We start from the raw sequence: 23,329 nt of genomic DNA on the forward strand, positions 1-23,329 counted from the left end.
GAAAGCCTTGCCACTGCTGGCTCTCCCGTTCCCGCGCCCGTCTCTGACGAAGCGCGAAAGAACGAGATTCTAGCGAGCCGCTCATCGCCTTGCAAGCGTTATTTGGAGCGCCCTGCTTATCGATGCTTGAATACCGGTTTGCGCTTCTCGACGAACGCCGCCATCCCCTCTTTTTGATCCTCGGTCGCGAACAGGGAATGGAATAGACGGCGCTCGAAATGCACCCCTTCGGCAAGCGTCGTCTCATAGGCCCTGTTCACCGACTCCTTGACCATCATCACAGCCGGCAGAGGAAATTCAGCGATCGTAGCTGCAGCAGTCACCGCCTCATCCACCAGGGATGCAGCAGGAAGTACACGTGACACCAACCCCGCACGCTCGGCCTCGGCCGCATCCATGAAACGCGCCGTCAAGCACAAGTCCATCGCCTTTGCCTTCGACACCGCGCGCGGCAACCGTTGCGTCCCTCCAGCGCCGGGCATGATGCCGAGCTTGATTTCCGGCTGACCGAACTTGGCGGTATCCGCGGCGAAGATGATGTCGCACATCATCGCCAACTCACAGCCACCTCCGAGCGCGAAGCCAGCAACAGCCGCGATGATCGGCTTGCGGATCGAACGCACGGTTTCCCAGTTGCGCGTGATGTAGTCGCCCTTGTACACATCCATATAGGTGTAGGTCGCCATCATGCCGATATCGGCACCCGCGGCGAATGCCTTTTCACTACCCGTGACGACGATTGCCCCAATCTCATCGTCAGCGTCGAATGCCTGCAACGCGGCGCCCAACTCGTCCATTAACGCGTCGTTGAGCGCATTGAGCGCCTTGGGACGATTCAGAGTGACAAGACCGACCCGTCCGCGGGTCTCGACCAGAATATTCTCGTAAGCCATGCAGCCTCCTTTGTATGAAGAGTGAGTAGCGCGAAAACGCTTCGCGCCGCAGTCTTAATAATGCTAACATTCACCAACCAACCGGTCGGTCAATTATTCGACAAGGTTTCTCCTAACCTCCAAGCTCACCTCTTGCCATGACACATCCTCTGTTTTCCAAGCACGAAGCCACGCTGCAAAAGGCGCTCGCCGCCATCGAGACGCGCGGCTACTGGAGCCCGTTCGTCGAAATGCCCAGTCCCAAAGTGTACGGGGAAACAGCGAATGCCGATGGCGAAGCAGCATTCAAGGCGCACCTGCATCGGACCTTCGAACTCGATCAGCCAACCACCGGCGAAACCGTCGGCGCGGAAGTCTCGCCGTTCGGCTTCCTGCTCGACATCCGCTATCCAAAGGCCGACCCGGCTGCACTGCTCGCTGCAGCTGCGGATGCGCAACGCTCCTGGCGTGCCGCTGGCCCGAAGGCGTGGATCGGCGTGAGCCTTGAAATCCTGGCGCGCGTGAACCGTGCGAGCTTCGAGATTGGTTACAGCGTCATGCACACCACCGGCCAGGCATTCATGATGGCGTTCCAGGCAGGTGGCCCGCACGCCCAGGACCGCGCGCTGGAGGCAGTTGTCTACGCATGGGACCAGTTGCGCCGTATCCCCGCCGAGGCGCACTGGGAAAAGCCGCAAGGCAAAAACCCGCCACTAGCGATGCACAAGCGCTACACGGTCGTACCGCGCGGCACCGGATTGGTATTGGGCTGCTGCACCTTCCCGACGTGGAACGGCTACCCAGGGCTCTTCGCCGATCTGGCAACGGGTAACACCGTTATCGTCAAGCCGCACCCCGGCGCGATCCTGCCACTGGCAATCACCGTCCGCATCGCGCGCGAGGTCTTGCGCGAGGCTGGTTTCGATCCCAATGTCGTGACCCTGCTGGCCACCAATCCGAACGACGGGGCACTGGTTCAGGATCTCGCGCTGCGCCCCGAGATCAAGTTGATCGACTTCACCGGCAGCACGCAAAACGGTACCTGGCTTGAGCGTCATGCACACCAGGCACAGGTGTACACCGAGAAAGCAGGTGTCAACCAGATCGTGATCGACTCGGCCGACGACATCAAGGCCGTCGCGCGAAACATTGCTTTCTCGCTGGCGCTCTATTCCGGCCAGATGTGTACCGCGCCGCAAAACATCTACGTGCCGCGCGATGGCATCCGCACCGCAGAAGGCCCGCTCAGCTTCGATGCAGTCGCCCAGGCTATCGCCGGCGCCGTACAGAAACTGGTGGCCGACCCGGCGCGCGCCGTCGAACTGCTCGGCGCCATCCAGAATGAAGGCGTCCTCCAGCGGCTCGACGAAGCCAGCACGCTGGGCCGCGTACTGGCCGAGAGCCAATCGCTCGAGCATCCGGCCTTTGCAGGTGCCCGGGTACGCACCCCGCTCGTGCTTCAACTCGACGCCGCTACCGACTCGGCGAAATTCGCCAAGGAATGGTTCGGCCCGATCTCGTTCGTCATTGCTACAGATTCGACGGCGCAGTCTCTCGAACTGGCCGGAAAACTCGCCGCAGAACATGGCGCACTGACACTGTCGGTCTACAGCACTGACGAGACGGTACTCGAAGCCGCTCACGAAACTTCACTCCAGGGTGGCGTGGCCCTGTCCATCAACCTGACGGGCGGTGTGTTCGTCAACCAGTCCGCAGCGTTCTCGGATTTCCACGGCACCGGTGCCAACCCGGCCGCCAATGCCGCCCTCGCGGACGCTGCATTCGTGGCAAACCGTTTCCGCGTCGTTCAAAGTCGCGTTCATGTTGAACCGAAAGCGGCGCCGGTGGCAGTCGGCTAAACGACATAAGACGGAACGGGTCGATGCGTCTTAGGCCCTCTGGCCGAATGGAACACCCGGCCCGTCATCACTAACATGAGACATGGAACCGGCATTCCAGCCCGGTCCACCATCCGCAGGAACACAGCATGAACGACGCCTTCATCTGCGACGCGATTCGCACCCCGTTCGGCCGCTACGGCGGCGCCCTGAAAGATGTCCGTGCCGATGACCTGGGTGCGGCGCCGATCAAGGCGCTGATTGAGCGCAACCCCGGCGTGGACTGGCGCGCGCTCGACGACGTGATCTACGGCTGCGCGAACCAAGCGGGCGAAGACAATCGCAACGTCGCGCGCATGGCATCCCTGCTCGCCGGTTTGCCCACTGGAGCACCAGGCGCCACCATCAACCGACTCTGCGGATCGGGTATGGACGCGGTCGGCACAGCCGCGCGCGCCATCAAGGCAGGCGAGGCGCGCCTGATGATTGCAGGGGGCGTCGAGAGCATGACCCGTGCCCCATTCGTGATGGGCAAGGCAACCACGGCGTTCTCGCGGCAAGCCGACATTTACGACACGACAATCGGCTGGCGCTTCATCAACACGCTGATGAAGCGGGACTTCGGCGTCGACTCGATGCCTGAAACCGCCGAGAACGTCGCGGTCGAATTCGGCGTGAACCGCGCGGACCAGGATGCCTTTGCCATGCGAAGCCAGCAAAAGGCGGCTCAAGCGCAACGCGACGGCACGCTTGCTCATGAGATTGTCCCCGTCGAGATTGCCCAGAAGAAAGGCGATCCGATTCGGGTCACGCTCGATGAGCATCCCCGCGAGACCTCGCTCGAAGCACTTGGCAAGCTCAAGGGCGTGGTGCGCCCCGACGGCAGCGTAACCGCCGGGAATGCCTCGGGTGTCAACGACGGCGCCTGCGCACTGCTGCTCGCCAATCAGGCCGCGGCAGATCAATACGGCCTGCGCCGGCGCGCACGCGTGATCGGCATGGCTACCGCTGGTGTGGAGCCGCGCATCATGGGTATCGGCCCTGCTCCTGCAACGCAAAAACTGCTCAAGCAGCTCGGAATGTCGCTCGAACAGTTCGACGTGATTGAACTGAACGAAGCCTTCGCATCGCAAGGGCTGGCGGTGCTGCGCATACTTGGCCTGCGCGATGACGATCCGCGCGTCAACCCGAATGGTGGAGCGATCGCCCTCGGGCATCCGCTCGGCGCCTCGGGAGCGCGGCTCATCACCACCGCGCTTTATCAGCTCGAACGCGTGAACGGCCGGTTCGCGCTCTGCACGATGTGCATCGGCGTCGGTCAAGGCATCGCGCTTGCCATCGAGCGAGTCTGATGTAGCCGGAACCCGCTCACACGCTATCCAATCGCCCGCAGGAGGAGACAACCGATGTCATATGAAGCGATCCGCGTCGATTTCGACGCCTCGAGCCGTGTCGCCACCCTGACGCTGAGCCGCCCCGACAAGCTCAACAGCTTCACACGCTCTATGCATCGGGAACTGAGTGCCGCGCTTGATGAGGTCATCGCGCAAGGCGCGCGGGCGCTCGTACTGACCGGTGCCGGCCGCGGCTTTTGCGCAGGTCAGGATCTTGCCGACCTCGACTTCACGCCCGGCGCCATGACCGACCTAGGCGGTTTGATCGACGAGTACTTCAATCCGCTGATTCGGCGCCTGCAGGCGTTGCCCCTGCCGGTGATCGCTGCCGTGAACGGCACGGCAGCAGGCGCAGGCGCGAATCTGGCGCTCGCCTGCGACATCGTCCTCGCCGCACGCTCGGCCAGCTTCATCCAGGCATTCGTGAAAATTGGCCTGGTGCCGGATTCAGGTGGCACCTGGTTCCTGCCGCAACGTGTCGGCATGGCCCGCGCGCTCGGCCTCGCCATTACCGGCGACAAGCTCAGCGCGGAAAAAGCCGAAAGCTGGGGACTTGTCTGGCAGGTGGTCGACGATGCCGACCTCGCCACGGTATCCGCCAAACTCGCCGCCCAACTCGCCCAGCAACCCACCCGCGCGATTGCGGCAATCAAGCAGGCCATGCGTGCAGGCGTTACGCAGACACTCGATCAGCAGCTCGACCTGGAGCGCGATCTGCAGCGCGAATTAGGCGCATCCCACGACTACGCGGAAGGCGTGCAAGCCTTCATCGAAAAACGCGCGCCGCGCTTCGAGGGCCACTGAAATGCCCACGCAATCCGAACACACCGCGAGCATCAACTCGCAGCAACAAGACGCCGCCGCGCTGGCAGCCAGCGAACTGGCGCGCGCCACCGGCGAAGCAATGTTTGCCACCGATACCTGCAGTCGCGCACTAGGGATCGAACTGCTGGAGATCCGCCCCGGTTACGCGCGGGTTCGCATGGCTGTACGACCGGACTTCCTCAACGGCCATGGGATTTGCCACGGTGGCCTGATTTTCACGCTGGCCGATTCCGGCTTCGCGTACGCCTGCAACAGCTACAACATCAGCACAGTGGCATCGGGGTGCTCGATCGAGTTCCTTAGACCGGTACAGAGCGGCGATGTATTGACAGCGGAGGCCGTCGAGCAAACGCTGAACGGCCGAAACGGCATCTACGACATTCGTGTCACCAATCGCGCGGCAGAAACCGTGGCGATGTTTCGCGGCAAATCTGCCCAGATAAGAGGCAGTGTCATTCCAACGGAAAGCTGAGCCCGCAGCGCGCAGTATGCCCGGCCCCACACCGTCGCGCGCTACAACCTATTCTGTAGAAGCAAGGAGACATTCGATGAACACCACGCTCCCGCTCGATCCGATCGAAACGGCGAGCCGCGACGAACTCGCCGCTCTTCAGCTTGAACGGCTGAAATGGTCGCTCACCCACGCTTATGAGAATTCGCCGGTTTATCGGCGCAAGTTCGATGAAGCTGGCGTCCATCCTGCTGAAGTGAAGACGCTGGCAGACCTGTCCCGCTTCCCGTTCACGACCAAGAAGGACCTGCGCGACAACTACCCGTTCGGGATGTTCGCGGTTCCCCAGGAGCAGGTGTCGCGGATTCACGCATCCTCAGGTACGACCGGCAAGCCGACCGTAGTCGGCTACACGGCACGGGATATCGACACGTGGGCCAACGTCGTCGCCCGCTCAATTCGCGCCGCCGGTGCGCGGCGCGGCGACAAGGTGCACGTGAGCTATGGCTATGGCCTGTTCACGGGCGGACTAGGCGCCCACTACGGCGCAGAACGCGCGGGGCTCACTGTGATCCCCTTCGGCGGCGGTCAGACGGAAAAGCAGGTTCAGCTCATTCAGGATTTCCGCCCCGACATCATCATGGTGACGCCGAGCTACATGCTGTCGATCGCGGACGAGCTCGAACGGCAAGGCATCGACCCGGCGCAATGTTCACTGCGTATCGGCATCTTCGGGGCCGAGCCATGGACCAACGACATGCGCAGCGCAATCGAGAAACGCATGGGCATCGACGCGGTCGACATCTACGGTCTTTCGGAAGTGATGGGGCCGGGCGTCGCGTCGGAATGCGTCGAAACCAAGGACGGCCCGACGATCTGGGAAGATCACTTTTACCCCGAGATCATCGATCCGGAAACCGGCGAGGTGCTGCCGGATGGCGAACTGGGCGAACTGGTGTTCACGTCACTGACGAAAGAAGCGCTGCCGATCATCCGCTACCGCACCCGCGATCTCACGCGTCTCCTACCCGGCACCGCGCGCACCATGCGGCGGATGGAGAAAATCACCGGCCGCTCGGACGACATGATGATCGTGCGCGGCGTCAACGTATTCCCGACGCAGATCGAGGAATTGCTGCTCAAGCAGCACGCACTCGCGCCGCACTACCAGATCGTGCTGACGAAAGAAGGCCCGCTCGACGTGCTGACGCTGAACGTCGAACCATGTCCCGAAACGGCACCCGACACCTCTGCCCTGGCTGCAGCAAAACATGCGCTGACCTACGACATCAAGGCGCTGATCGGCATCAGCGCGGTGGTGAACGTGCTGGCGGTGAACGGTATCGAGCGCTCAGTGGGAAAAGCACGGCGCGTCGTAGACAAACGCAAGTTGGGCGCCTGAGAGCCTAAAGGCCCAGGAGTCCCCAAACCCGAGAGTCAGGCAGCCGAGGAAGACCGGAGACGACCGCTTGAGCAAGCTCCAGCTCAAGCGGGACTTAACCTCCATACCCCGCTGGGTTTCGCCCGGTGTCGTTGGGCCGCGCAGTCAAGAATTCGGCAAAAGCAGCCACATCCTCCCGGCCTGCTTCATCTTGCCCGCCAGATCGCCAGCGTCGTCGCCGAGACCCCAGAAGTAGTCCGCCCGCACGCCGCCCTTGATCGCCGACCCCGTATCCTGCGCGAACACCAGGCGGTTCATCGGCGCATTGGTGAGGGGGCGAGTCGTCTGCAGAAACACGGGGGTGCCCAGCGGGATCGACGACGGATCCACCGCGATCGAACGTTCCGGCGTCAACGGCACACCTAACGCACCGATCGGACCATCCGCGCCACCGCTCGGCGAGCTCTCCGCGGAAGGCATCTCGCGGAAAAACACAAAGCGGGGATTGGTATCCAGCAACGCGTCGACGCGCGTTGGATTCGCGCGAGCCCACGCCTTGATCCCCTGCATCGTCGCCTGCGACGGCGTCAGTTCACCACGATCCAGCAGCCAGCGGCCAATCGACCTGTACGGCTGATTGTTGGTGCCGCCAAAACCGAGCCGCATGACACTGCCGTCTTCCATGACAACGCGCCCCGAGCCTTGCACCTGCAGGAAAAACGCTTCGATCGGATCGTCGACCCAGACCAGTTCGTTACCGTTGAGCACGCCTGAGCGCTCGAGTTGGGCGCGGCTCGGTAATTCGCCGCCTGCGCGATAGCCCGCCGGCCAGCGGTACAGCGCTGTCTGATAGACATCATGACGCGTGCGCGAGCCGCGCAACAACGGCTCGTAATAGCCGGTCACGAGGCCATCGAGCGTGCCGTCGGTATTCGCGAACTGATACGGCGTGAAATAGGCTTCAAAGAAAGCGCGGGCGCTCGTCAGATCCAGATCGTCGATCTGCGCCGCCGCGGCACAGGCGCGCTGCCAGTTCGGCTGACGGGCGAGCCGCAGACAGTTCTGTCGCAGCGCCGCCGTCGCGCCGATCAGCGAGTCGTCCTGCCAACCCGGCACCTGCTGCCACGCCACCTGGACGAGCCGCGCCGAGGCAATCTGCCCGGGGATGATCGCAGCGCCCGTCGGCGGCCCGGAAGGCCGCACGACACCGCCACCGCCGCACGAAGCCAGCATCACGGCAACCGAAAGCGCCCCCAGCCAGCCGGCGGCCGTGCGGACAAAACGCATACAATGTTCGTTCTTGATGGAAACCGCCATGTCTGATCTGTTCGACGAATACCCGATGCTCATCTTCGCGCCGGAATTGCTAGTCGCGCTTTTCGTGCTGGTTTTCATCGTTGTCTGGACGTCGTCCGGCAAGAAGAAAGCAAACCGCGATAAACAACGCTAAAGCAGTTTAGAGACCGCGCGTAGCGCCGCCGGTTCAATGCAGCGTGCGCGGCATGCGCAGCACGAACTCGGGCACCGGCGCTTCGAACCGCTCGCCGTCTTCCGCGACGCAGAAATACTCCCCGCGCATGGTGCCAACAGGCGTCGCAATCACCGCCCAGCTCGTATATTCGAATTGCTCACCCGGTTTGAGCAGCGGTTGATGGCCGACCACGCCCAGCCCCTTCACTTCCTGCTCGTGCTTTTCGCTGTCGGTAATCACCCAATGGCGCGCAATCAGTTGCGCCGGTACCTGACCGCTATTGCGGATGGTCAGCGTGTAGGCGAACGCATACTGCCGACGCTCGGGGTCCGACTCGTCGGGCAGGTACTGTACCTGCGCCGCTACACTGAATTCGTACTGGCTCATCCTGATTCCGGTCTGGTGAAACGAGGTCGTCAATAACTGCGAGAGGCTTGGGCGCCCATGCTGTCAGGCGCGCCGGTAAAGGCTCTATTATGGTTTCGCATTCTGCTTCATGCGCGGCACGCCCGCAACCGGGCAAACCCATCCAGACAAGGCTCTACGGCCCGCAAGACGGTAAAATGGGGTTTTCCGCCTACCGCCTGTCCCCGCCATGACGCAATTCCGTATCTCCCCCAGCATTCTGTCGGCCGATTTCGCCCGGCTTGGCGAAGAAGTCCGCAATGTCGTCGCCGCCGGCGCCGACTGGATCCACTTCGACGTGATGGACAACCATTACGTGCCGAACCTGACCATCGGCCCGATGGTGTGCGAAGCGCTCCGCCCGCACGTCGAGGTGCCGATCGACGTGCATCTGATGGTGCGCCCTGTGGACCGGATCGTGCCCGACTTCGCCAAGGCCGGCGCAAACGTAATCAGCTTTCATCCTGAAGGCTCGGACCATATCGACCGCACGCTGTCGCTGATCCGCGACCACGGTTGCAAGGCTGGCCTCGTGTTCAATCCGGCCACCTCGCTGAACTATCTGGATCACGTGATGGACAAGGTCGACCTCGTGCTGATCATGTCGGTGAATCCGGGCTTCGGCGGCCAGTCGTTCATTCCCGAAGCGCTCAACAAGCTGCGCGAAGCACGCAGGCGCATCGACGCGTACAACGAAAAGACCGGCCGCGACATCCATCTCGAAGTAGATGGCGGCGTGAAGATCGACAACATCGCCGAAATCGCGGCGGCGGGTGCGGATACTTTCGTGGCCGGCTCGGCGATCTTCGGCCACCACGACTACAAGACGGTGATCGACCAGATGCGTGCCGAACTGGCCAAAGTCGAGCAACGCGCATGACGACCAGCGCCGCGTCGACCTCGCGTTCGTCCTTTCCCGCGCCGGTCTTCACCGGCCCGCGCCTGCTGGCGGCAATCATCGACCTCGACGGCACGATGATCGACACTGCGGACGACTTCACGGCCGGCCTGAACGGCATGCTCGCCCAGCTCGACGCCGCGGAAACCTCGCGCGAGGAAGTGGTGGGCTATGTCGGCAAGGGTTCGGAGCATCTGATCCGCAGCGTGCTGGCGCCGCGCTTTGAGGCGAGCCACGCACAGGATCGCTTCGACGAGGCGCTCGCCATCTATCAGGAAGAGTACGCGAGGATCAACGGCCGCCATACGGGGCTGTACCCGGACGTCGAGGCCGGCCTGATCGCCATGCGCGACGCCGGCCTCAAACTCGCGTGCGTCACGAACAAGCCGCACCGCTTCGCCGTGGAGTTGCTCGAGCAATACGGGCTGATCGGCTATTTCAGCGTGGTGCTCGGCGGCGACAGTCTGGCGAAAAAGAAGCCCGATCCGCTGCCGATGCTGACCGCCTGCGCCCAGCTACAGGTCGCTCCCGAGGCCGCCGTGGCGATTGGCGATTCGGAAAACGACGCACTGGCCGGCCGCGCCGCGGGCATGGCGACGCTCACCGTCCCCTACGGCTACAACCATGGCCAGGCTATACAAACAATAAAATCGGATGGTATAGTTGCCTCGCTGCTTGAGGCCGCCAAGGCCATCGCAGCGCACCATACATCGACCTGACACGTCCTTCATCCTCATGTTTCTGAACAAAAAACGGAGTCTGAGCAGCATCGACCGGGGAGCCTGGCCCTGGCGTCGCTGGTCGCGCTAACCTCTCCTGAGGTACGCTGAAGCTCGTCTTCGGCACCGTTTTTTGCTTCGCTGCGCTCACGCGCCTTTCCCAGCAGTCTTTGTTGCATCGGTTCATGCGGCCATCGTGTACCTTGGGTACCGTGGCACGCCCGTACCTCTTGCATGCTTCGTGGGAAAGCTCGCGCCGGTTGGCCTAACCTTGTCACAAGACAACCAGACTTCGTCTGACCGGCCACGCAGGCAGCGCATCGCCCCGCTTTGTCCGTCGCAAGCCGCGCACGGACCCATGAACAGGATCGGAACATGACCGAACTCGAATTCCAGTCCCTCGCAAACGAGGGCTACAACCGCATCCCGCTGATCGCCGAAGCGCTCGCCGACCTCGAAACGCCACTCTCGCTCTATCTGAAGCTCGCGCAGTCCGAGCGCAACGGCGCCAACTCGTTCCTGCTGGAATCGGTGGTGGGCGGTGAGCGGTTCGGCCGCTATTCGTTCATTGGCCTGCCGGCGCGCACCCTGCTGCGCACCCGCAACGGCGTGTCGGAAGTCGTGCGGGACGGCAAGGTCGTCGAAAGCCACGAAGGCGATCCGCTCGAATTCATCCAGCAGTTCCAGAGCCGTTTCAAGGTTGCGCAGCGCCCCGGCCTGCCGCGTTTCGCGGGCGGTCTGGCCGGCTACTTCGGCTACGATGCGGTGCGCTACATCGAGAAAAAGCTGGCGCACAGCGCGCCGCCGGACGATCTGAACCTCCCGGATATCCAGTTGCTGCTGACCGAAGAAGTCGCGGTGATCGATAACCTCGCGGGCAAGCTGTACCTGGTGGTCTATGCCGACCCGACCACGCCCGAGGCTTACACCCGCGCCAAGCAGCGTCTGCGCGATCTGCGCCAGCGCCTGCGCACGACCGTCCAGCCACCGGTGACTTCCGCCAGCGTACGCACCGAAACCTACCGCGAATTCGCCAAGGACGATTACCTGGCGGCCGTGCGCAAGGCCAAGGAATACATCGCCGCCGGTGAACTGATGCAGGTTCAGGTGGGCCAACGTCTGACGAAACCGTATCGCGACAATCCTCTCTCCCTGTACCGCGCGCTGCGTTCGCTGAACCCGTCGCCGTATATGTACTTCTACAACTTCGGCGACTTCCACGTGGTCGGAGCATCGCCGGAAATTCTGGTGCGGCAGGAAAAGCGCGGCGAAGACCGCATCGTCACGATCCGGCCGCTCGCCGGCACCCGTCCGCGCGGCAACACGCCGGAACGCGACGCCGAGCTCGCCACCGAACTGCTGAACGACCCAAAGGAAATCGCCGAGCACGTCATGCTGATCGACCTCGCGCGCAACGACGTGGGCCGTATCGCGCAGATCGGCTCGGTAACCGTCACTGACAAGATGGTGATCGAGAAGTACTCGCACGTGCAGCACATCGTGAGTTCGGTCGAAGGCAAGCTGAAACCCCGCACGACCAATTTCGACGTGTTGCGCGCCACCTTCCCGGCCGGCACGCTCTCGGGCGCGCCGAAGGTGCGGGCAATGGAACTGATCGACGAACTCGAGCCCGTGAAGCGCGGGCTGTATGGCGGCGCGGTTGGCTATCTGTCGTTCACCGGCGAAATGGATCTGGCCATCACCATTCGCACGGGCGTGATCAGCAACGGCAATCTGTATGTGCAGGCGGCAGCGGGTGTCGTCGCGGATTCGGTGCCCGAATCCGAATGGCAAGAGACCGAGAACAAGGCGCGTGCGGTGCTGCGCGCCGCCGAGCAGGTGCAAGACGGCCTCGATAGCGACTTCTGACCGGAGACAGACCATGCTGCTGATGATCGACAACTACGACTCATTTACTTACAACCTGGTCCAGTACTTCGGCGAACTCGGCGAGGACGTACGGACCTATCGCAACGACGAAATCACGCTGGACGAGATCGCCAGGCTCAACCCGGAGCGCATTTGCCTGTCGCCCGGCCCGAGCAACCCGCAACACGCCGGCATCACACTCGACGTGCTGCGCGAGTTCTCCGGCAAAACGCCGATTCTTGGCGTGTGCCTCGGCCATCAGGCGATCGGCGAGGCATTCGGCGGCCGCGTCGTGCGCGCGCAAACCATCATGCACGGCAAGGTGAGCACGATCGAGACCGACTGCAAAGGCGTATTCGCCGACCTGCCGAAGCACTTCACCGTGACGCGTTACCACTCGCTCGCCATCGAACGCGAGTCGCTGCCCGACTGCCTCGAAGTGTCCGCGTGGACCGAAGACGGCGAGATCATGGGCGTGCGCCACAAGGAACTGGCTGTCGAAGGGGTGCAGTTCCACCCGGAATCGATCCTCTCCGAACACGGCCATGCCTTGCTCGAAAACTTCGTGAAGCAGTCGAAGCAGGCGCACGCACGCCGCAACGCTTGATCACCCGAGGCGAAATCATGACGATTACCCCCCAGGAAGCGCTGCAACGTACGATCGAGCACCGCGAAATTTTCCATGACGAGATGCTGCACCTGATGCGCCTCATCATGCGCGGCGAGCTTTCGCCGGTGATGGCGGCCGCGATCATTACGGGACTGCGCGTCAAAAAAGAGACCATCGGCGAGATCACCGCGGCCGCCACGGTGATGCGCGAGTTCGCCCGGCACGTTGAAGTGCAGGACAACTCGAACTTTGTCGATATCGTCGGCACCGGCGGCGATGGTTCGCACACCTTCAATATCTCGACGGCGACCATGTTCGTCACGGCGGCAGCCGGCGCGAAAGTCGCGAAGCACGGCAATCGCGGCGTCTCCAGCAAGTCGGGCAGCGCGGATGTGCTCGAAGCGCTCGGCGTCAATATCGATCTGCAGCCTGAACAGGTAGCCGCCTCGATCGCTGAGACCGGCATGGGCTTCATGTTCGCGCCGAACCACCATCCGGCGATGAAGAATATCGCCCCAGTGCGCCGTGAACTCGGCGTTCGGACCATCTTCAACATCCTGGGCCCGCTGACCAATCCGGCCAGCGCGCCGAACCAGTTGATGGGCGTGTTCCACGCGGACCTCGTGGGCATCCAGGTGCGCGTGATGCAGCGCCTCGGGGCCAAACACGTGCTGGTGGTCTACGGCATGGACGGGATGGACGAGGTCTCGCTCGGCGCGGCGACGCTGGTCGGTGAATTGCGCGACGGCGAGGTGCGCGAGTACGAGATTCACCCCGAAGACTTCGGCATGCAGATGGTGTCGAACCGTACGCTGAAAGTGGCCGACGCGGCCGAATCCAAGTCGATGCTGCTCGAAGCGCTCGACAACAAACCGGGCGTGGCGCGCGAAATCGTCACACTGAACGCGGGCACGGCGCTCTACTCCGCCAACGTCGCGGCTTCGATCGCCGATGGCATCGAGCTGGCGCGCGAGGCGATCGCGAGCGGCAAGGCGCGGGCGAAAGTCGACGATCTGGTTCGCTTCACCCAGCAATTCAAGCACTAATTCTGTATCGGGACACCTATGAGCGACATCCTCGAACGCATCATCGACGTCAAGCGCCAGGAGGTTCGCGCAGCGGAACTGAGCGCACCGCTCGAAGAGCTGCGCCTCGAAGCCTCGGCGCGCGACAAGCGCGATTTTGTCGGCGCGCTGCGTGCCAAACATGCCGCGGGTCAAGCCGCGGTGATCGCCGAAGTGAAGAAGGCGAGCCCCTCGAAAGGGGTGCTGCGCGAACATTTCGTGCCGGCCGAGATCGCCCGCTCGTACGCGACGCATGGCGCGGCCTGCTTGTCCGTGCTCACCGATGTGCAATTTTTCCAGGGCAGCACCGCCTATCTGGAAGAAGCGCGCGCCGCCTGCGACCTGCCGGTACTGCGCAAAGATTTCATCATCGACCCGTATCAGATCGTCGAAGCGCGTGCGATGGGGGCCGACGCGATCCTGCTGATCGCTGCCGCGCTCGAAACTTCGCAGATGCAGGATCTCGAAGCGTTCGCGCATTCGCTTGGGCTTGCCGTGCTTGTCGAAGTGCATGACAGGAACGAACTGATGGAAGCGCTCACCTTGAAGACGCCGCTAATCGGTATCAACAACCGAAATCTGCGCACCTTCGAAACCTCAATCGAGACGACGATCGGCATGCTTGAATCGATCCCCGAAGATCGCATTGTCGTGACCGAATCGGGCATCCTGTCGCGCGTCGACGTGGACCGCCTGCGTCAGATGGACGTGCATACCTTCCTCGTCGGCGAAGCGTTCATGCGCGCGGAAGAGCCGGGCGCAGAACTTGCGCGAATGTTTTTCTGAGCTGAGCGGTAAAGCGACTGCCATGGCTATCGAACGTGAAATCAAGCTGGCGCTGCCGGCTGACCAGGTCAGCGCGGCGACGCACTGGTTCGTCGCGCGCAGTGGCGCCGCTGGGCATCCGGTCGCGCTTGCGAACATCTATTTCGATACGCCGGAGTTGACGCTGGCGCGGTCGAAAAGCGCGCTGCGTCTGCGGCACACCCCGGAAGGCTGGCTGCAGACCTTCAAGACCGCGGGCAATGCGACGGCCGGCATGCATAGCCGGCACGAGTGGGAAATGCCGATAGCCGGCGAGGCGCTGGAAATTGAAGCCTTGCTGCGGGCCTGCGACGAACCCACCGTGGCCGCCGCGCTGCGGGGGGCCGCGCCGGACCTGATCGAACTGTTCCGCACGAATTTCACCCGCACGCTGTGGCAGGTGGCCAGCCACGGCGCCACGATTGAAGCGGCGATCGATCAGGGCGACGTGATCGCCGAGGTGAACGGCGAGACACGCCGCGCGCCGATTCTCGAAGTCGAGCTGGAATTGAAGAGTGGCGACGAAGCGGCACTGCATGCGCTAGCCGACGAACTCTGCACCCAGGTGCCGGGCCTCGCACCGGACAATGTCAGCAAGGCTCAACGCGGCTATCGGCTGCGGGAGCAATAAGACCCACGCGAGCAGGACCATGCCGCAAGACAAGCTACCGGGCAATCAGCACAACGCACGCCGCGCTCCGGCCTGGCGCCATGTGCCTTGAGCTACACCCCGTTTGCTGCGACACTTGCGCGTCATGACCTCTGCCTCCCGAACCCGTTCCGCGTCGTCGCAAGCCTCGTTGTACAGCGACGAGCCTACCGACCAACCCGCTGCCGCAGTGCAAGCGCCACCGGCGCCAGCCATGCCATCAACACCAACACCCTCGCTCGAAGCCCAGTTCGACGCACTGCCGCCGGCATGGCGGGCACATCTGCGACCGTTCATTGAAAGCGATGCTTACGCGCCGCTGTGCCGCTTCGTCGACGGTGAACGCGCCGCAGGCAAGACGGTTTATCCCGCTGACGTATTCCGCGCGCTACGCCTCACCAGCCCGGACGAGGTCAAGGTCGTCATCCTCGGCCAGGACCCTTACCACGGCGAGGATCGCGGCACGCCGCAAGCGCACGGACTGGCGTTTTCGGTGCCGCCGGCGGTGCGTCCACCGCCGTCGCTGCGCAATATCTTCAAGGAAATCGCCGCCAGTCTGGGACACGAGCCGCCGCGTCACGGCTGCCTCGACGCCTGGGCCAAACAGGGTGTGCTGCTTCTAAACACGGTGCTGACCGTCGAACGCGACGCGGCGGCGAGCCACGCCAAGCGCGGCTGGGAGAAATGCACGGACACGCTGATCCACGAACTGGCGCAGCGCCATGACGGCCTCGTGTTCATGTTGTGGGGCGCGCACGCGCAGGCCAAGCGCGCGCTGCTCGGCGGCAAGGCGCACTTTGTACTGGAGGCGCCGCATCCGTCGCCGCTGTCGGCGCACCGCGGCTTTCTCGGCTGCGGCCACTTTGCCCGAGCCAACGAGTATCTGACCGGACAGAAGCGCCAGCCGATCGACTGGCGCCTGCCCGACGAAGCGCAGACGCTGGCCTAGAGCGCACAGCGCAAAAACAAAAACGCCACGAAAACCCTCTCGTGGCGTTTCTTCTGGTCCGCAACGCGGACCGTTACCGCTCGATCTTTACACAGCCGCAATCGCTTCGCGTGCGCCAGCCAGGGCGGCGCTAGCTGCGTCCGGGCCCATGTTCAGGCCTTCCGCGTAGATGAAGTTCACGTCGGTCATGCCGAGGAAGCCGAGGAAGCTCTTCAGATACGGCGTCTGGCTGTCGTTCTGGGTGCCCGAATACTTGCCGCCGCGCGCCGAAACCACAAACACCTTCTTGCCCGTCACAAGGCCTTGCGGACCCGTTGCCGTGTACTGGAACGTGATGCCAGCGCGAGCGATGAAGTCGAAGTACGTCTTCAGTTGCGACGAGATGCCGAAGTTGTACATCGGCGCGCCGATCACGACGACGTCAGCGGCTTGCAGTTCGGCGATGAGCGCTTCGCTGCGCGCAGCGATGGCGGCTTGTTCCGCGGTGCGCTTGTCGGCCGGCGTGAAGAATGCGCCGAGAATAGCGTCGTCCAGATGCGGCAGCGGATCAGCTTGCAGGTTACGGACGACGACTTGCGCGCCCGGATGCGACTTTTGCAGCTTTTCGGTCAGTTCGTTGAGGAGCAGCGTCGAGTTCGCGCCTTGCGAGCGGGCTGCCGAGTTGATTTGCAGGATCGTGGTCATGGTTGGCTCCAGTTGGGGCGCGCAGCGTTGCGCGAGTGAAGCCATTGTGTTTATTTAGCTCGCCGCGAAAAAGCCGTGCGGCAGCGACGGATTGTTGCAAGGGTAGAACAATCCGCCGCGCCAATCTCTGGATTTAAGCGGTCCGCAACTCGCTTTGAGCCGCGTCAAGCCGCTTTAGCCCGCCAGCCAGCGCTCGCGCCAGTTGCGCGCCGCCGCGCGTTTGTCCGTCACGCTGAGCGAGTAACGCGCCACCTCAGGCCCGTCCAGCTTGACCTGGGCGGTGCGCAGCTCGTCACGGCGGAACGCGTGCACTTCCACTTTCGCGCCCGGCAGGTAGCGCGAGAGCAGCGAATCAAGATTCGCGCCAGTGACGCGCAGGCCGTCGATCGCCACCAGCACGTCGCCGGCCGACAGACCGGCTTTCTGCGCCGCGCTGCCGTCATGCACCGCGGTAAGCGTGCAATCCGCACCGCCGCGGATGCGGGCACCCAGCGACGGCTTGGCATTCTTGTCCGCCTCCGGCGCGAGCGAAACGCCGAACGGCTCGAGCAAGGTCTCAAGGGGCAGATCACGCGTGCTGCGCACCGCCAGCTCGAACAACGCCCCCAGCTCGGCGCCGGTTGCCTCGGCAAAAATCGCCTCGACCTCGTCCTCTTTCACGCCAACCGGCTTGCCGCGATAGAAGTCGCGCCCGAAACGCTGCCACAGCAGGCGCATCACATCGTCGAGCGACTTGCGGTTGTTGGTCTGCGCACGAATCGTCAGATCGAACGCCAGTGCGACCAGCGAGCCCTTGGTGTAGTAGCTGACAATCGCGTTCGGCGCATTCTCGTCCTGCCGGTAGTACTTGATCCAGGTATCGAACGAGCTTTCGGCGACGGTCTGCTTCAAACGGCCGCTGCCGCGCATCACGCCCCCCACCACCTTGCCGAGCAAGCCGAAATACTCTTCCGGCGAAATCAGTCCGCTGCGCACCAGAATCAGATCGTCGTAATACGACGTGAACCCTTCGAACAGCCACAGCAGCGAGCTGTAGTTCTCGCGCGTCAGGTCGTACGGCGCGAAGGCGGCCGGCTTGATGCGCTTGACGTTCCAGGTGTGGAAGTACTCGTGGCTGCACAGCCCCAGGTAGGTCCGATAACCTTCCGTGGCCTGCGGACGGCCTACGACCGGCAGATCGGTGCGGTTGCAGATCAGCGCGGTCGAAGCGCGGTGTTCAAGGCCGCCGTAGCCGTCGCTCACAGCCTGGGTCATGAAGACGTAGCGTTCCATCGGCGCTTTCTTCGACTTCGGCTCGAACAAGGCAATCTGCGCTTCGCAGATGCGCTTCAGGTCGGCGGCGAGACGGTCCATATCGAGCGCCACGACGCGGCCGGCAATCACGATGTCGTGCGGCACACCGTGCGCCTTGAAGGTCGCCAGTGCGAACTCACCCAGTGTGACGGGATGGTCGACCAGTTCGTCGTAGTTCTGCGCCGTGTACTCGCCGAAGCTGTAGCGCCTCGTGCCGCGCGCCTCCGGCAACGCTGTGGCAACGCGCCAGTTCCGGTAGGCCGGGCCGGCCGGCTTCTGGATATCCACCACGCACTGCGCCAGCTCGTGACCCACGGCGGCCAGAAACACGCTGGTGCCGTTGAAAAAACCGGTCGTATCGTCCAGATGCGCGGCCCGCACCGACATGTCCCATGCGTACACCTCGTAGCGCAGCGTCAGCGCGCCGTTGACCGGCGCGGCCTGCCACGTCTGCTTGTCGGTCTTCTCGACCCGCACCTTGCGGCCCGCTTCATTGAATGCGCGCAGCGTGACGATGTTGCGGGCGAATTCACGCACCATGTAGCTGCCGGGAATCCACACCGGCAGCATGAAACGCTGACCGGACGGATCAGGATTGGCGACGGTGACGGTGACTTCGAACAGGTGGGCGGCGGGTTGCTTCGGAACGATGCTGTAGCGGATCGGCTTCATCGGCGGGTAGGTTGGAAGAATTGGAGGTCCAGAAACGGCAGGAGGCGCAAAGTGCGCCTCCGGTCTAACGGTGCGGCGTGGTTAGTGCACCGCGGAAAGTTCTTTGTCCAGCCGGTCGGCCGGCACTGCGCCCGGCAGGCGGCGGCCGTCGGCGAGGAAGATGGTGGGCGTGCCGTCCACGTTCATGGCGTGGCCGAGGGCGAGATTCTTGTCGATGGCGGCGGTGTCGCAAGTGCCGGCGGCGGTCGGCGCCTGACGGTCCTGCATCCAGGACTCCCAGGCCTTGGCGCGATCCGACGAACACCAGATCGACTTCGACTTCACCGCCGAATCCGGCGACAGCACCGGGTACAGGAAGGTGTACACGGTGACGTTGTCGATCGACTTCAGGGTGGTTTCGAGCTGCTTGCAATACGGGCAGTTCGGATCCGAAAACACTGCCATCTTGCGGCTGCCGTTACCCTTCACCACTTTCACCGCGTTCGCGAACGGCAGGCTCGCAAAGTCGATGCGGTTGGTTTCGGCCAGACGCGCTTCGGTCAGATTCTTGCGGGTCTTGGCGTCGACGATATCGCCGAGCACCAGGTAGTCGCCGGTGGCATCGCTATAGACGATCTGCGCACCGAGATTCACCTCGTACAGCCCGGCAATCGGCGACTTCGAGATGCTCTTGATGGTTGCGTCGTCGCCGAGACGGGCCTGCAAGGTGGCCTTGAGTTTGTCGGTAGCCTGGTCGGCCTGCGCGGAGCAGCCGAGCGTCGCGACGGCGACGGTCAAGGCGAGCGCAGCGATTCGGAGGTGCTTTTTCATACTGAATTCCCTGGTTCATGCGAATCCGCTTCACGCGTCTTCGCTGTGTACATCTCGGACAAGCGTGCTACCCATCCGTTCATCATACCCGTGCCTGGCACGGCCGAATGCCTGTGGCCTACCCCAGCGCGGCCGAAACGAGCCAGCGCTTGATAAGCGGCTGCGCTCCGACGAAAGCCATGCCGGTGTTGCGCAGCACGCGGGCGACCGGACCGGGAACGGAAAAGAGTCTTTGCAGACCGTCGGTGGCCACCATCAGCGCGCGGATATCCTCACGGCGCGCCCTTTCGTAGCGGCGCAGCAGCACCGTGTCGCCGAGGTCACGGAACGCTTCCTTGCCAGCGATCGCGTCGGCGAGCGCCGCGACGTCGCGCAAACCGAGATTCATGCCTTGGCCGGCGAGCGGATGGATCAGGTGCGCGGCGTCGCCCACCAGCGCGACGCGCGGCGCGACCAGCCGGTCGACGGTTTGCAGGGCAAGCGGAAAACCCTTGGCTGGGGTCACGCAGTCGAGCGCGCCCACCTGGCCACCGCTCACGCGCTCGACTTCCGCGGCAAGCTGTGCCGGATCGAGCGCGAGCAATTCATGCGCGTGCTCGCTGCGCGCCGACCACACGAGCGAGACGTGTCCGTCAGGCAGCGGCAGCAGCGCGATAATTTCGCCGTCCTTGAACCACTGGTAGGCCGTTTCGCCATGCGGCTTTTCGGCCTTGAAGTTGGCCACCACGCCCGTCTGCCTGTAGTCGCGGCGGATGACCTTCGAGCCGATCTGCGCGCGCACCCATGAATGGGCGCCGTCCGCGCCGACCACCAGATCCGCTTCGAGCACCTTGCCGCTGGCGAGGCCGATCGTCGCGCCACCCGGCTTCACATCGAGCCCTTGGGCGCGCGAGTCTATCCATTCCAGATTGGGCTGGAAGCGCAGCGCGGCGTCGAGCGCGCGCTCGATCAGCGACGATTCCGCGATCCACGCCAGTTGCGGCACGGAAGCCTGAAATGCGGAAAAATGCAGCTCGGCATGGGCGTCGCCGTAGACCCGCATATCGTAGACGGGGCCGAGGCGCGCCGTGTCGAGCGCCTGCCAGACGCGCAAACGCTCCAGCAGGGCTTGCGAGCTGGAGGACAGCGCGTAGACCCGCGAGTCGAAGGCCGAGCCGGCGGGCAGCGGCGCACACGGCTGCGCGAGCAGCGCCACGCGCAGGCCACCCTGCGTCAACGCGAGCGCCGCGGTCTTGCCGACGAGCCCGCCGCCGATCACGGCGACGTCAAAGGTCTGGAGGTGAGCAGTCATGCCCGCATTATAGCTGCGGGGGGTGGCGGGGCCGGATCGACGAAGGCAGGTTTTGAGCTGGCACAGGGGGTGGTTTGTTGCGCTCGGGACGCATTTGCGGTTCCCGGCAGCGCGGGGGACAGCGCGCCCGCGCCGAGGCTCGCCCGGCGCGCCTTCAAGCCAAGCGTGCGAAGTCTACGCCGGACAGGGTTACAATTGCGGTTTCCGGTGATCCACGTCACGCACAAGACGTGCCGTCTGCGCTGCGAAATCCGGCCTTGTCCCGCTCGTTCCGGGAACACTGCCCGGCGCGCCAGGCCGAGCCACAGGGGCTGTCCGTACGCCCCGCTCGAAAAAGCACGTCACCACCTGATTTCTAGAGAAACCCCATGAGCCTCAAATGCGGCATCGTCGGCCTGCCTAACGTCGGCAAGTCCACCCTGTTCAACGCGCTGACCAAGGCGGGCATTGCCGCCGAAAACTATCCGTTCTGCACGATCGAGCCGAACGTCGGCATCGTCGAAGTGCCGGACGCGCGGCTCAAGGCGCTCGCCGACATCGTCAAGCCGGAACGCATCCTGCCGGCCGTGGTGGAATTCGTCGACATCGCTGGTCTTGTCGCGGGCGCGAGCAAGGGTGAAGGGCTCGGCAACCAGTTCCTCGCCAACATCCGCGAAACCGACGCGATCACGCACGTAGTACGCTGCTTCGAAGACGAAAACGTCATTCACGTTGCCGGCAAGGTGGACCCGCTGTCGGATATCGAAGTCATCAACACCGAACTGGCGCTGGCCGATCTGGCGACCGTCGAAAAGTCGCTTTCGCGTTACTCGAAGGCCGCCAAATCGGGCAACGACAAGGAAGCGGTCAAGCTGGCCGCCGTGCTGGAAAAGGTCCGCGCGCAACTCGACCAGGCGAGGCCGGTGCGCGCGCTCGACCTGTCGGACGAAGAGCAAGCGCTCCTCAAGCCGTTCTGCCTGATCACCGCCAAGCCGACCATGTATGTGGCCAACGTGAAGGAAGACGGTTTCGAGAACAACCCGTACCTGGATGCGGTGCGTAAATTCGCGGACGCGGAGAATTCGCCGGTTGTCGCGGTGTGCGCCGCGATCGAAGCGGAAATCGCCGATCTGGACGACGAAGACAAGCAGGTGTTCCTCGCCGACCTGGGCATGGAAGAGCCGGGCCTGAACCGCGTGATCCGCGCGGGCTTCAAGCTACTCGGTCTGCAGACGTACTTCACGGCTGGCGTGAAGGAAGTACGGGCGTGGACGATTCATATCGGCGATACCGCGCCGCAGGCAGCGGGCGTGATTCATACGGACTTCGAACGTGGCTTCATCCGCGCGCAGACGATTGGTTTTAATGACTTCGTGACCTACAAGGGTGAACAAGGCGCGAAGGAAGCCGGCAAGATGCGGGCGGAAGGTAAGGAATATGTCGTGCACGACGGGGATGTGATGAACTTCCTGTTTAACGTGTGACGGCAAACGACAGATGGCGCGTTGCGCCATACTGTAGAAAACCCCGTAGCGCCTTGCGCGCTTACGGGGTTTTTCTTTGTGGACGCACCATTAGCACAAAGGCATTTAGATCTACGCAGGGAAAAACACCGCGGGGCTGACGCCAAAGCGCTTTGAAACATCACGAATCTGGCGAGCATTTAGCTCGCGTTTGCCGTTGAGTATCTCGGACACTACGCCTTGGCTGCCAATTTCCGGGAGATCCGACTGCTTGATGCCGTGTTCATCCATGATTGCGCGTAACACTTCGGCAGGTGAGGCGTCGGGAAGTGAGTAGTGAGCATCATCGAAGTCACCGATGAATTCGCCAAGCGCAGTCACGAGGCCTGCAAGCGGATGCGCCTCATCAGCCGCACCTACATCTAACAAAGCGTTGAGTACACGAACCGCTTCATCATATTCCGTTGCGTCAGCAATAGGATGCAGCGGCACCTTTGCAGACAACGCACTAAAGTGACTCGCGAGTTCGTCGATGTCGGTCGGCGAAAAACTCAAGGCTTCCATTTGTCGTACTCCTTGTGCGTCATTACATGACGCACATACAGCTTCTGCACGTTAAAGTGCACCGCGGCGATCAACCTGAACTTGTTGCCGCCGATGTCGAAGACGTAAAAATCACCAACCCGGTCCGTTGCGTTAAACGCTTGCTTGAGCGCGGCGAAGTTCGAAAACGCTCCCGCTTCGATTGTCTTACGCCACATTTGAAGCGGTACACCCGCTTCAGGATATCGTTCCGCAAACTCAACCAGCGACCTGTTGGAAATAACGCGCATAAGCCAAAATATCTCAATTTGAGATTTTTATCAAGTCTATCAAGTCCATTGAACCGCACCGAATTCGCCGTCCGCTACCCCCCACACCGCAACGCCCCCCCAATC

At 63.0% G+C, this 23,329-nt stretch carries 23 protein-coding genes; 14 read left to right on the plus strand and 9 right to left on the minus strand.

Translation table 11 applies throughout. From position 1 onward, the window contains the following. Positions 1–116: 116 nt before the first annotated feature. Positions 117–893 carry an enoyl-CoA hydratase gene (locus FFS45_RS38935; protein WP_137959926.1) on the minus strand — a complete coding sequence of 259 codons (777 nt, stop codon included), beginning with the start codon at positions 891–893 and terminating at the stop codon, positions 117–119. 137 nt (positions 894–1,030) lie between these two features. Between FFS45_RS38935 and paaN the strand changes: the two genes are divergently transcribed. The 5 genes from paaN to paaK all read left to right on the plus strand — a co-directional run bounded on the left by paaN (position 1,031) and on the right by paaK (position 6,782). Beyond that, on the plus strand, positions 1,031–2,731 hold the full coding sequence (paaN, locus tag FFS45_RS38940; RefSeq protein WP_137959927.1) for a phenylacetic acid degradation protein PaaN: 1,701 nt from the start codon (positions 1,031–1,033) through the stop codon (positions 2,729–2,731). A 128-nt stretch (positions 2,732–2,859) separates the two neighbouring features. Further along, positions 2,860–4,062 (plus strand): 3-oxoadipyl-CoA thiolase, encoded by a 1,203-nt coding sequence (pcaF, locus tag FFS45_RS38945; protein WP_137959928.1) that lies wholly within the window; start codon positions 2,860–2,862, stop codon positions 4,060–4,062. A gap of 54 nt (positions 4,063–4,116) precedes the next feature. Beyond that, on the plus strand, positions 4,117–4,908 hold the full coding sequence (gene paaG / locus FFS45_RS38950; RefSeq protein WP_137959929.1) for a 2-(1,2-epoxy-1,2-dihydrophenyl)acetyl-CoA isomerase PaaG: 792 nt from the start codon (positions 4,117–4,119) through the stop codon (positions 4,906–4,908). 100 nt (positions 4,909–5,008) lie between these two features. Then, entirely contained in the window at positions 5,009–5,401 is a 393-nt protein-coding gene (paaI, locus tag FFS45_RS38955) for a hydroxyphenylacetyl-CoA thioesterase PaaI (RefSeq protein ID WP_249363112.1), read from the plus strand. Positions 5,402–5,477: 76 nt separating this feature from the next. Further along, on the plus strand, positions 5,478–6,782 hold the full coding sequence (paaK, locus tag FFS45_RS38960) for a phenylacetate--CoA ligase PaaK (RefSeq protein WP_137959931.1): 1,305 nt from the start codon (positions 5,478–5,480) through the stop codon (positions 6,780–6,782). A gap of 144 nt (positions 6,783–6,926) precedes the next feature. Here the strand turns inward: paaK and FFS45_RS38965 are convergent, their stop codons facing one another. Beyond that, positions 6,927–8,156, minus strand: a complete 1,230-nt coding sequence (locus FFS45_RS38965; protein WP_137959932.1) for an MltA domain-containing protein — start codon at positions 8,154–8,156, stop codon at positions 6,927–6,929. A gap of 88 nt (positions 8,157–8,244) precedes the next feature. Next, on the minus strand, positions 8,245–8,619 hold the full coding sequence (gene apaG / locus FFS45_RS38970; protein ID WP_137959933.1) for a Co2+/Mg2+ efflux protein ApaG: 375 nt from the start codon (positions 8,617–8,619) through the stop codon (positions 8,245–8,247). Between the two features lie 208 nt (positions 8,620–8,827). Between apaG and rpe the strand changes: the two genes are divergently transcribed. From rpe to FFS45_RS39010, 8 genes are all read left to right on the plus strand, one after another. Next, positions 8,828–9,517: a ribulose-phosphate 3-epimerase gene (gene rpe / locus FFS45_RS38975; RefSeq protein ID WP_137959934.1), complete on the plus strand. Its 690-nt coding sequence runs from the start codon at positions 8,828–8,830 to the stop codon at positions 9,515–9,517. Beyond that, the gene (locus FFS45_RS38980; RefSeq protein WP_137959935.1) at positions 9,514–10,254 is read left to right on the plus strand and encodes a phosphoglycolate phosphatase; all 741 of its coding nucleotides are present in this window, start codon (positions 9,514–9,516) and stop codon (positions 10,252–10,254) included. The genes rpe and FFS45_RS38980 overlap by 4 nt, the downstream gene beginning before the upstream one ends. A 375-nt stretch (positions 10,255–10,629) precedes the next feature. Continuing rightward, positions 10,630–12,123 (plus strand): anthranilate synthase component I, encoded by a 1,494-nt coding sequence (gene trpE, locus FFS45_RS38985; RefSeq protein ID WP_137959936.1) that lies wholly within the window; start codon positions 10,630–10,632, stop codon positions 12,121–12,123. Between the two features lie 13 nt (positions 12,124–12,136). After that, entirely contained in the window at positions 12,137–12,730 is a 594-nt protein-coding gene (locus tag FFS45_RS38990; RefSeq protein WP_137959937.1) for an aminodeoxychorismate/anthranilate synthase component II, read from the plus strand. Between the two features lie 17 nt (positions 12,731–12,747). Beyond that, positions 12,748–13,779: an anthranilate phosphoribosyltransferase gene (gene trpD, locus FFS45_RS38995; RefSeq protein ID WP_137959938.1), complete on the plus strand. Its 1,032-nt coding sequence runs from the start codon at positions 12,748–12,750 to the stop codon at positions 13,777–13,779. 18 nt (positions 13,780–13,797) lie between these two features. After that, positions 13,798–14,583, plus strand: coding sequence for an indole-3-glycerol phosphate synthase TrpC (gene trpC, locus FFS45_RS39000; RefSeq protein WP_137959939.1), 786 nt, complete (start codon positions 13,798–13,800; stop codon positions 14,581–14,583). Positions 14,584–14,605: 22 nt separating this feature from the next. Then, positions 14,606–15,232 (plus strand): CYTH domain-containing protein, encoded by a 627-nt coding sequence (locus FFS45_RS39005; RefSeq protein WP_137959940.1) that lies wholly within the window; start codon positions 14,606–14,608, stop codon positions 15,230–15,232. A 124-nt stretch (positions 15,233–15,356) separates the two neighbouring features. Then, complete coding sequence (locus FFS45_RS39010; protein WP_137959941.1) at positions 15,357–16,199, plus strand: uracil-DNA glycosylase; 843 nt, start codon at positions 15,357–15,359, stop codon at positions 16,197–16,199. A gap of 87 nt (positions 16,200–16,286) precedes the next feature. Here the strand turns inward: FFS45_RS39010 and FFS45_RS39015 are convergent, their stop codons facing one another. From FFS45_RS39015 to FFS45_RS39030, 4 genes are all read right to left on the minus strand, one after another. Then, complete coding sequence (locus FFS45_RS39015) at positions 16,287–16,883, minus strand: NAD(P)H-dependent oxidoreductase (RefSeq protein WP_137959942.1); 597 nt, start codon at positions 16,881–16,883, stop codon at positions 16,287–16,289. Between the two features lie 174 nt (positions 16,884–17,057). Next, positions 17,058–18,848 carry a PDZ domain-containing protein gene (locus FFS45_RS39020; protein ID WP_137959943.1) on the minus strand — a complete coding sequence of 597 codons (1,791 nt, stop codon included), beginning with the start codon at positions 18,846–18,848 and terminating at the stop codon, positions 17,058–17,060. Positions 18,849–18,929: 81 nt separating this feature from the next. Next, positions 18,930–19,658: a DsbC family protein gene (locus FFS45_RS39025; RefSeq protein WP_137959944.1), complete on the minus strand. Its 729-nt coding sequence runs from the start codon at positions 19,656–19,658 to the stop codon at positions 18,930–18,932. A 118-nt stretch (positions 19,659–19,776) separates the two neighbouring features. Beyond that, entirely contained in the window at positions 19,777–20,949 is a 1,173-nt protein-coding gene (locus FFS45_RS39030; RefSeq protein WP_137959945.1) for a UbiH/UbiF family hydroxylase, read from the minus strand. 368 nt (positions 20,950–21,317) lie between these two features. Between FFS45_RS39030 and ychF the strand changes: the two genes are divergently transcribed. Further along, a complete protein-coding gene (ychF, locus tag FFS45_RS39035; protein WP_137959946.1) occupies positions 21,318–22,412 on the plus strand; it encodes a redox-regulated ATPase YchF in 1,095 nt (364 codons plus the stop codon). A gap of 111 nt (positions 22,413–22,523) precedes the next feature. Here the strand turns inward: ychF and FFS45_RS39040 are convergent, their stop codons facing one another. Both FFS45_RS39040 and FFS45_RS39045 read right to left on the minus strand, forming a co-directional pair. Then, complete coding sequence (locus FFS45_RS39040) at positions 22,524–22,955, minus strand: helix-turn-helix domain-containing protein (RefSeq protein ID WP_137959947.1); 432 nt, start codon at positions 22,953–22,955, stop codon at positions 22,524–22,526. Then, entirely contained in the window at positions 22,943–23,152 is a 210-nt protein-coding gene (locus FFS45_RS39045; protein ID WP_212745805.1) for a type II toxin-antitoxin system HigB family toxin, read from the minus strand. Before FFS45_RS39045 ends, FFS45_RS39040 begins: the two co-directional genes overlap by 13 nt. Positions 23,153–23,329 lie beyond the last annotated feature (177 nt).

The organism is Burkholderia sp. 4M9327F10 (genome assembly GCF_005503145.1).
GTDB lineage: Bacteria > Pseudomonadota > Gammaproteobacteria > Burkholderiales > Burkholderiaceae > Paraburkholderia.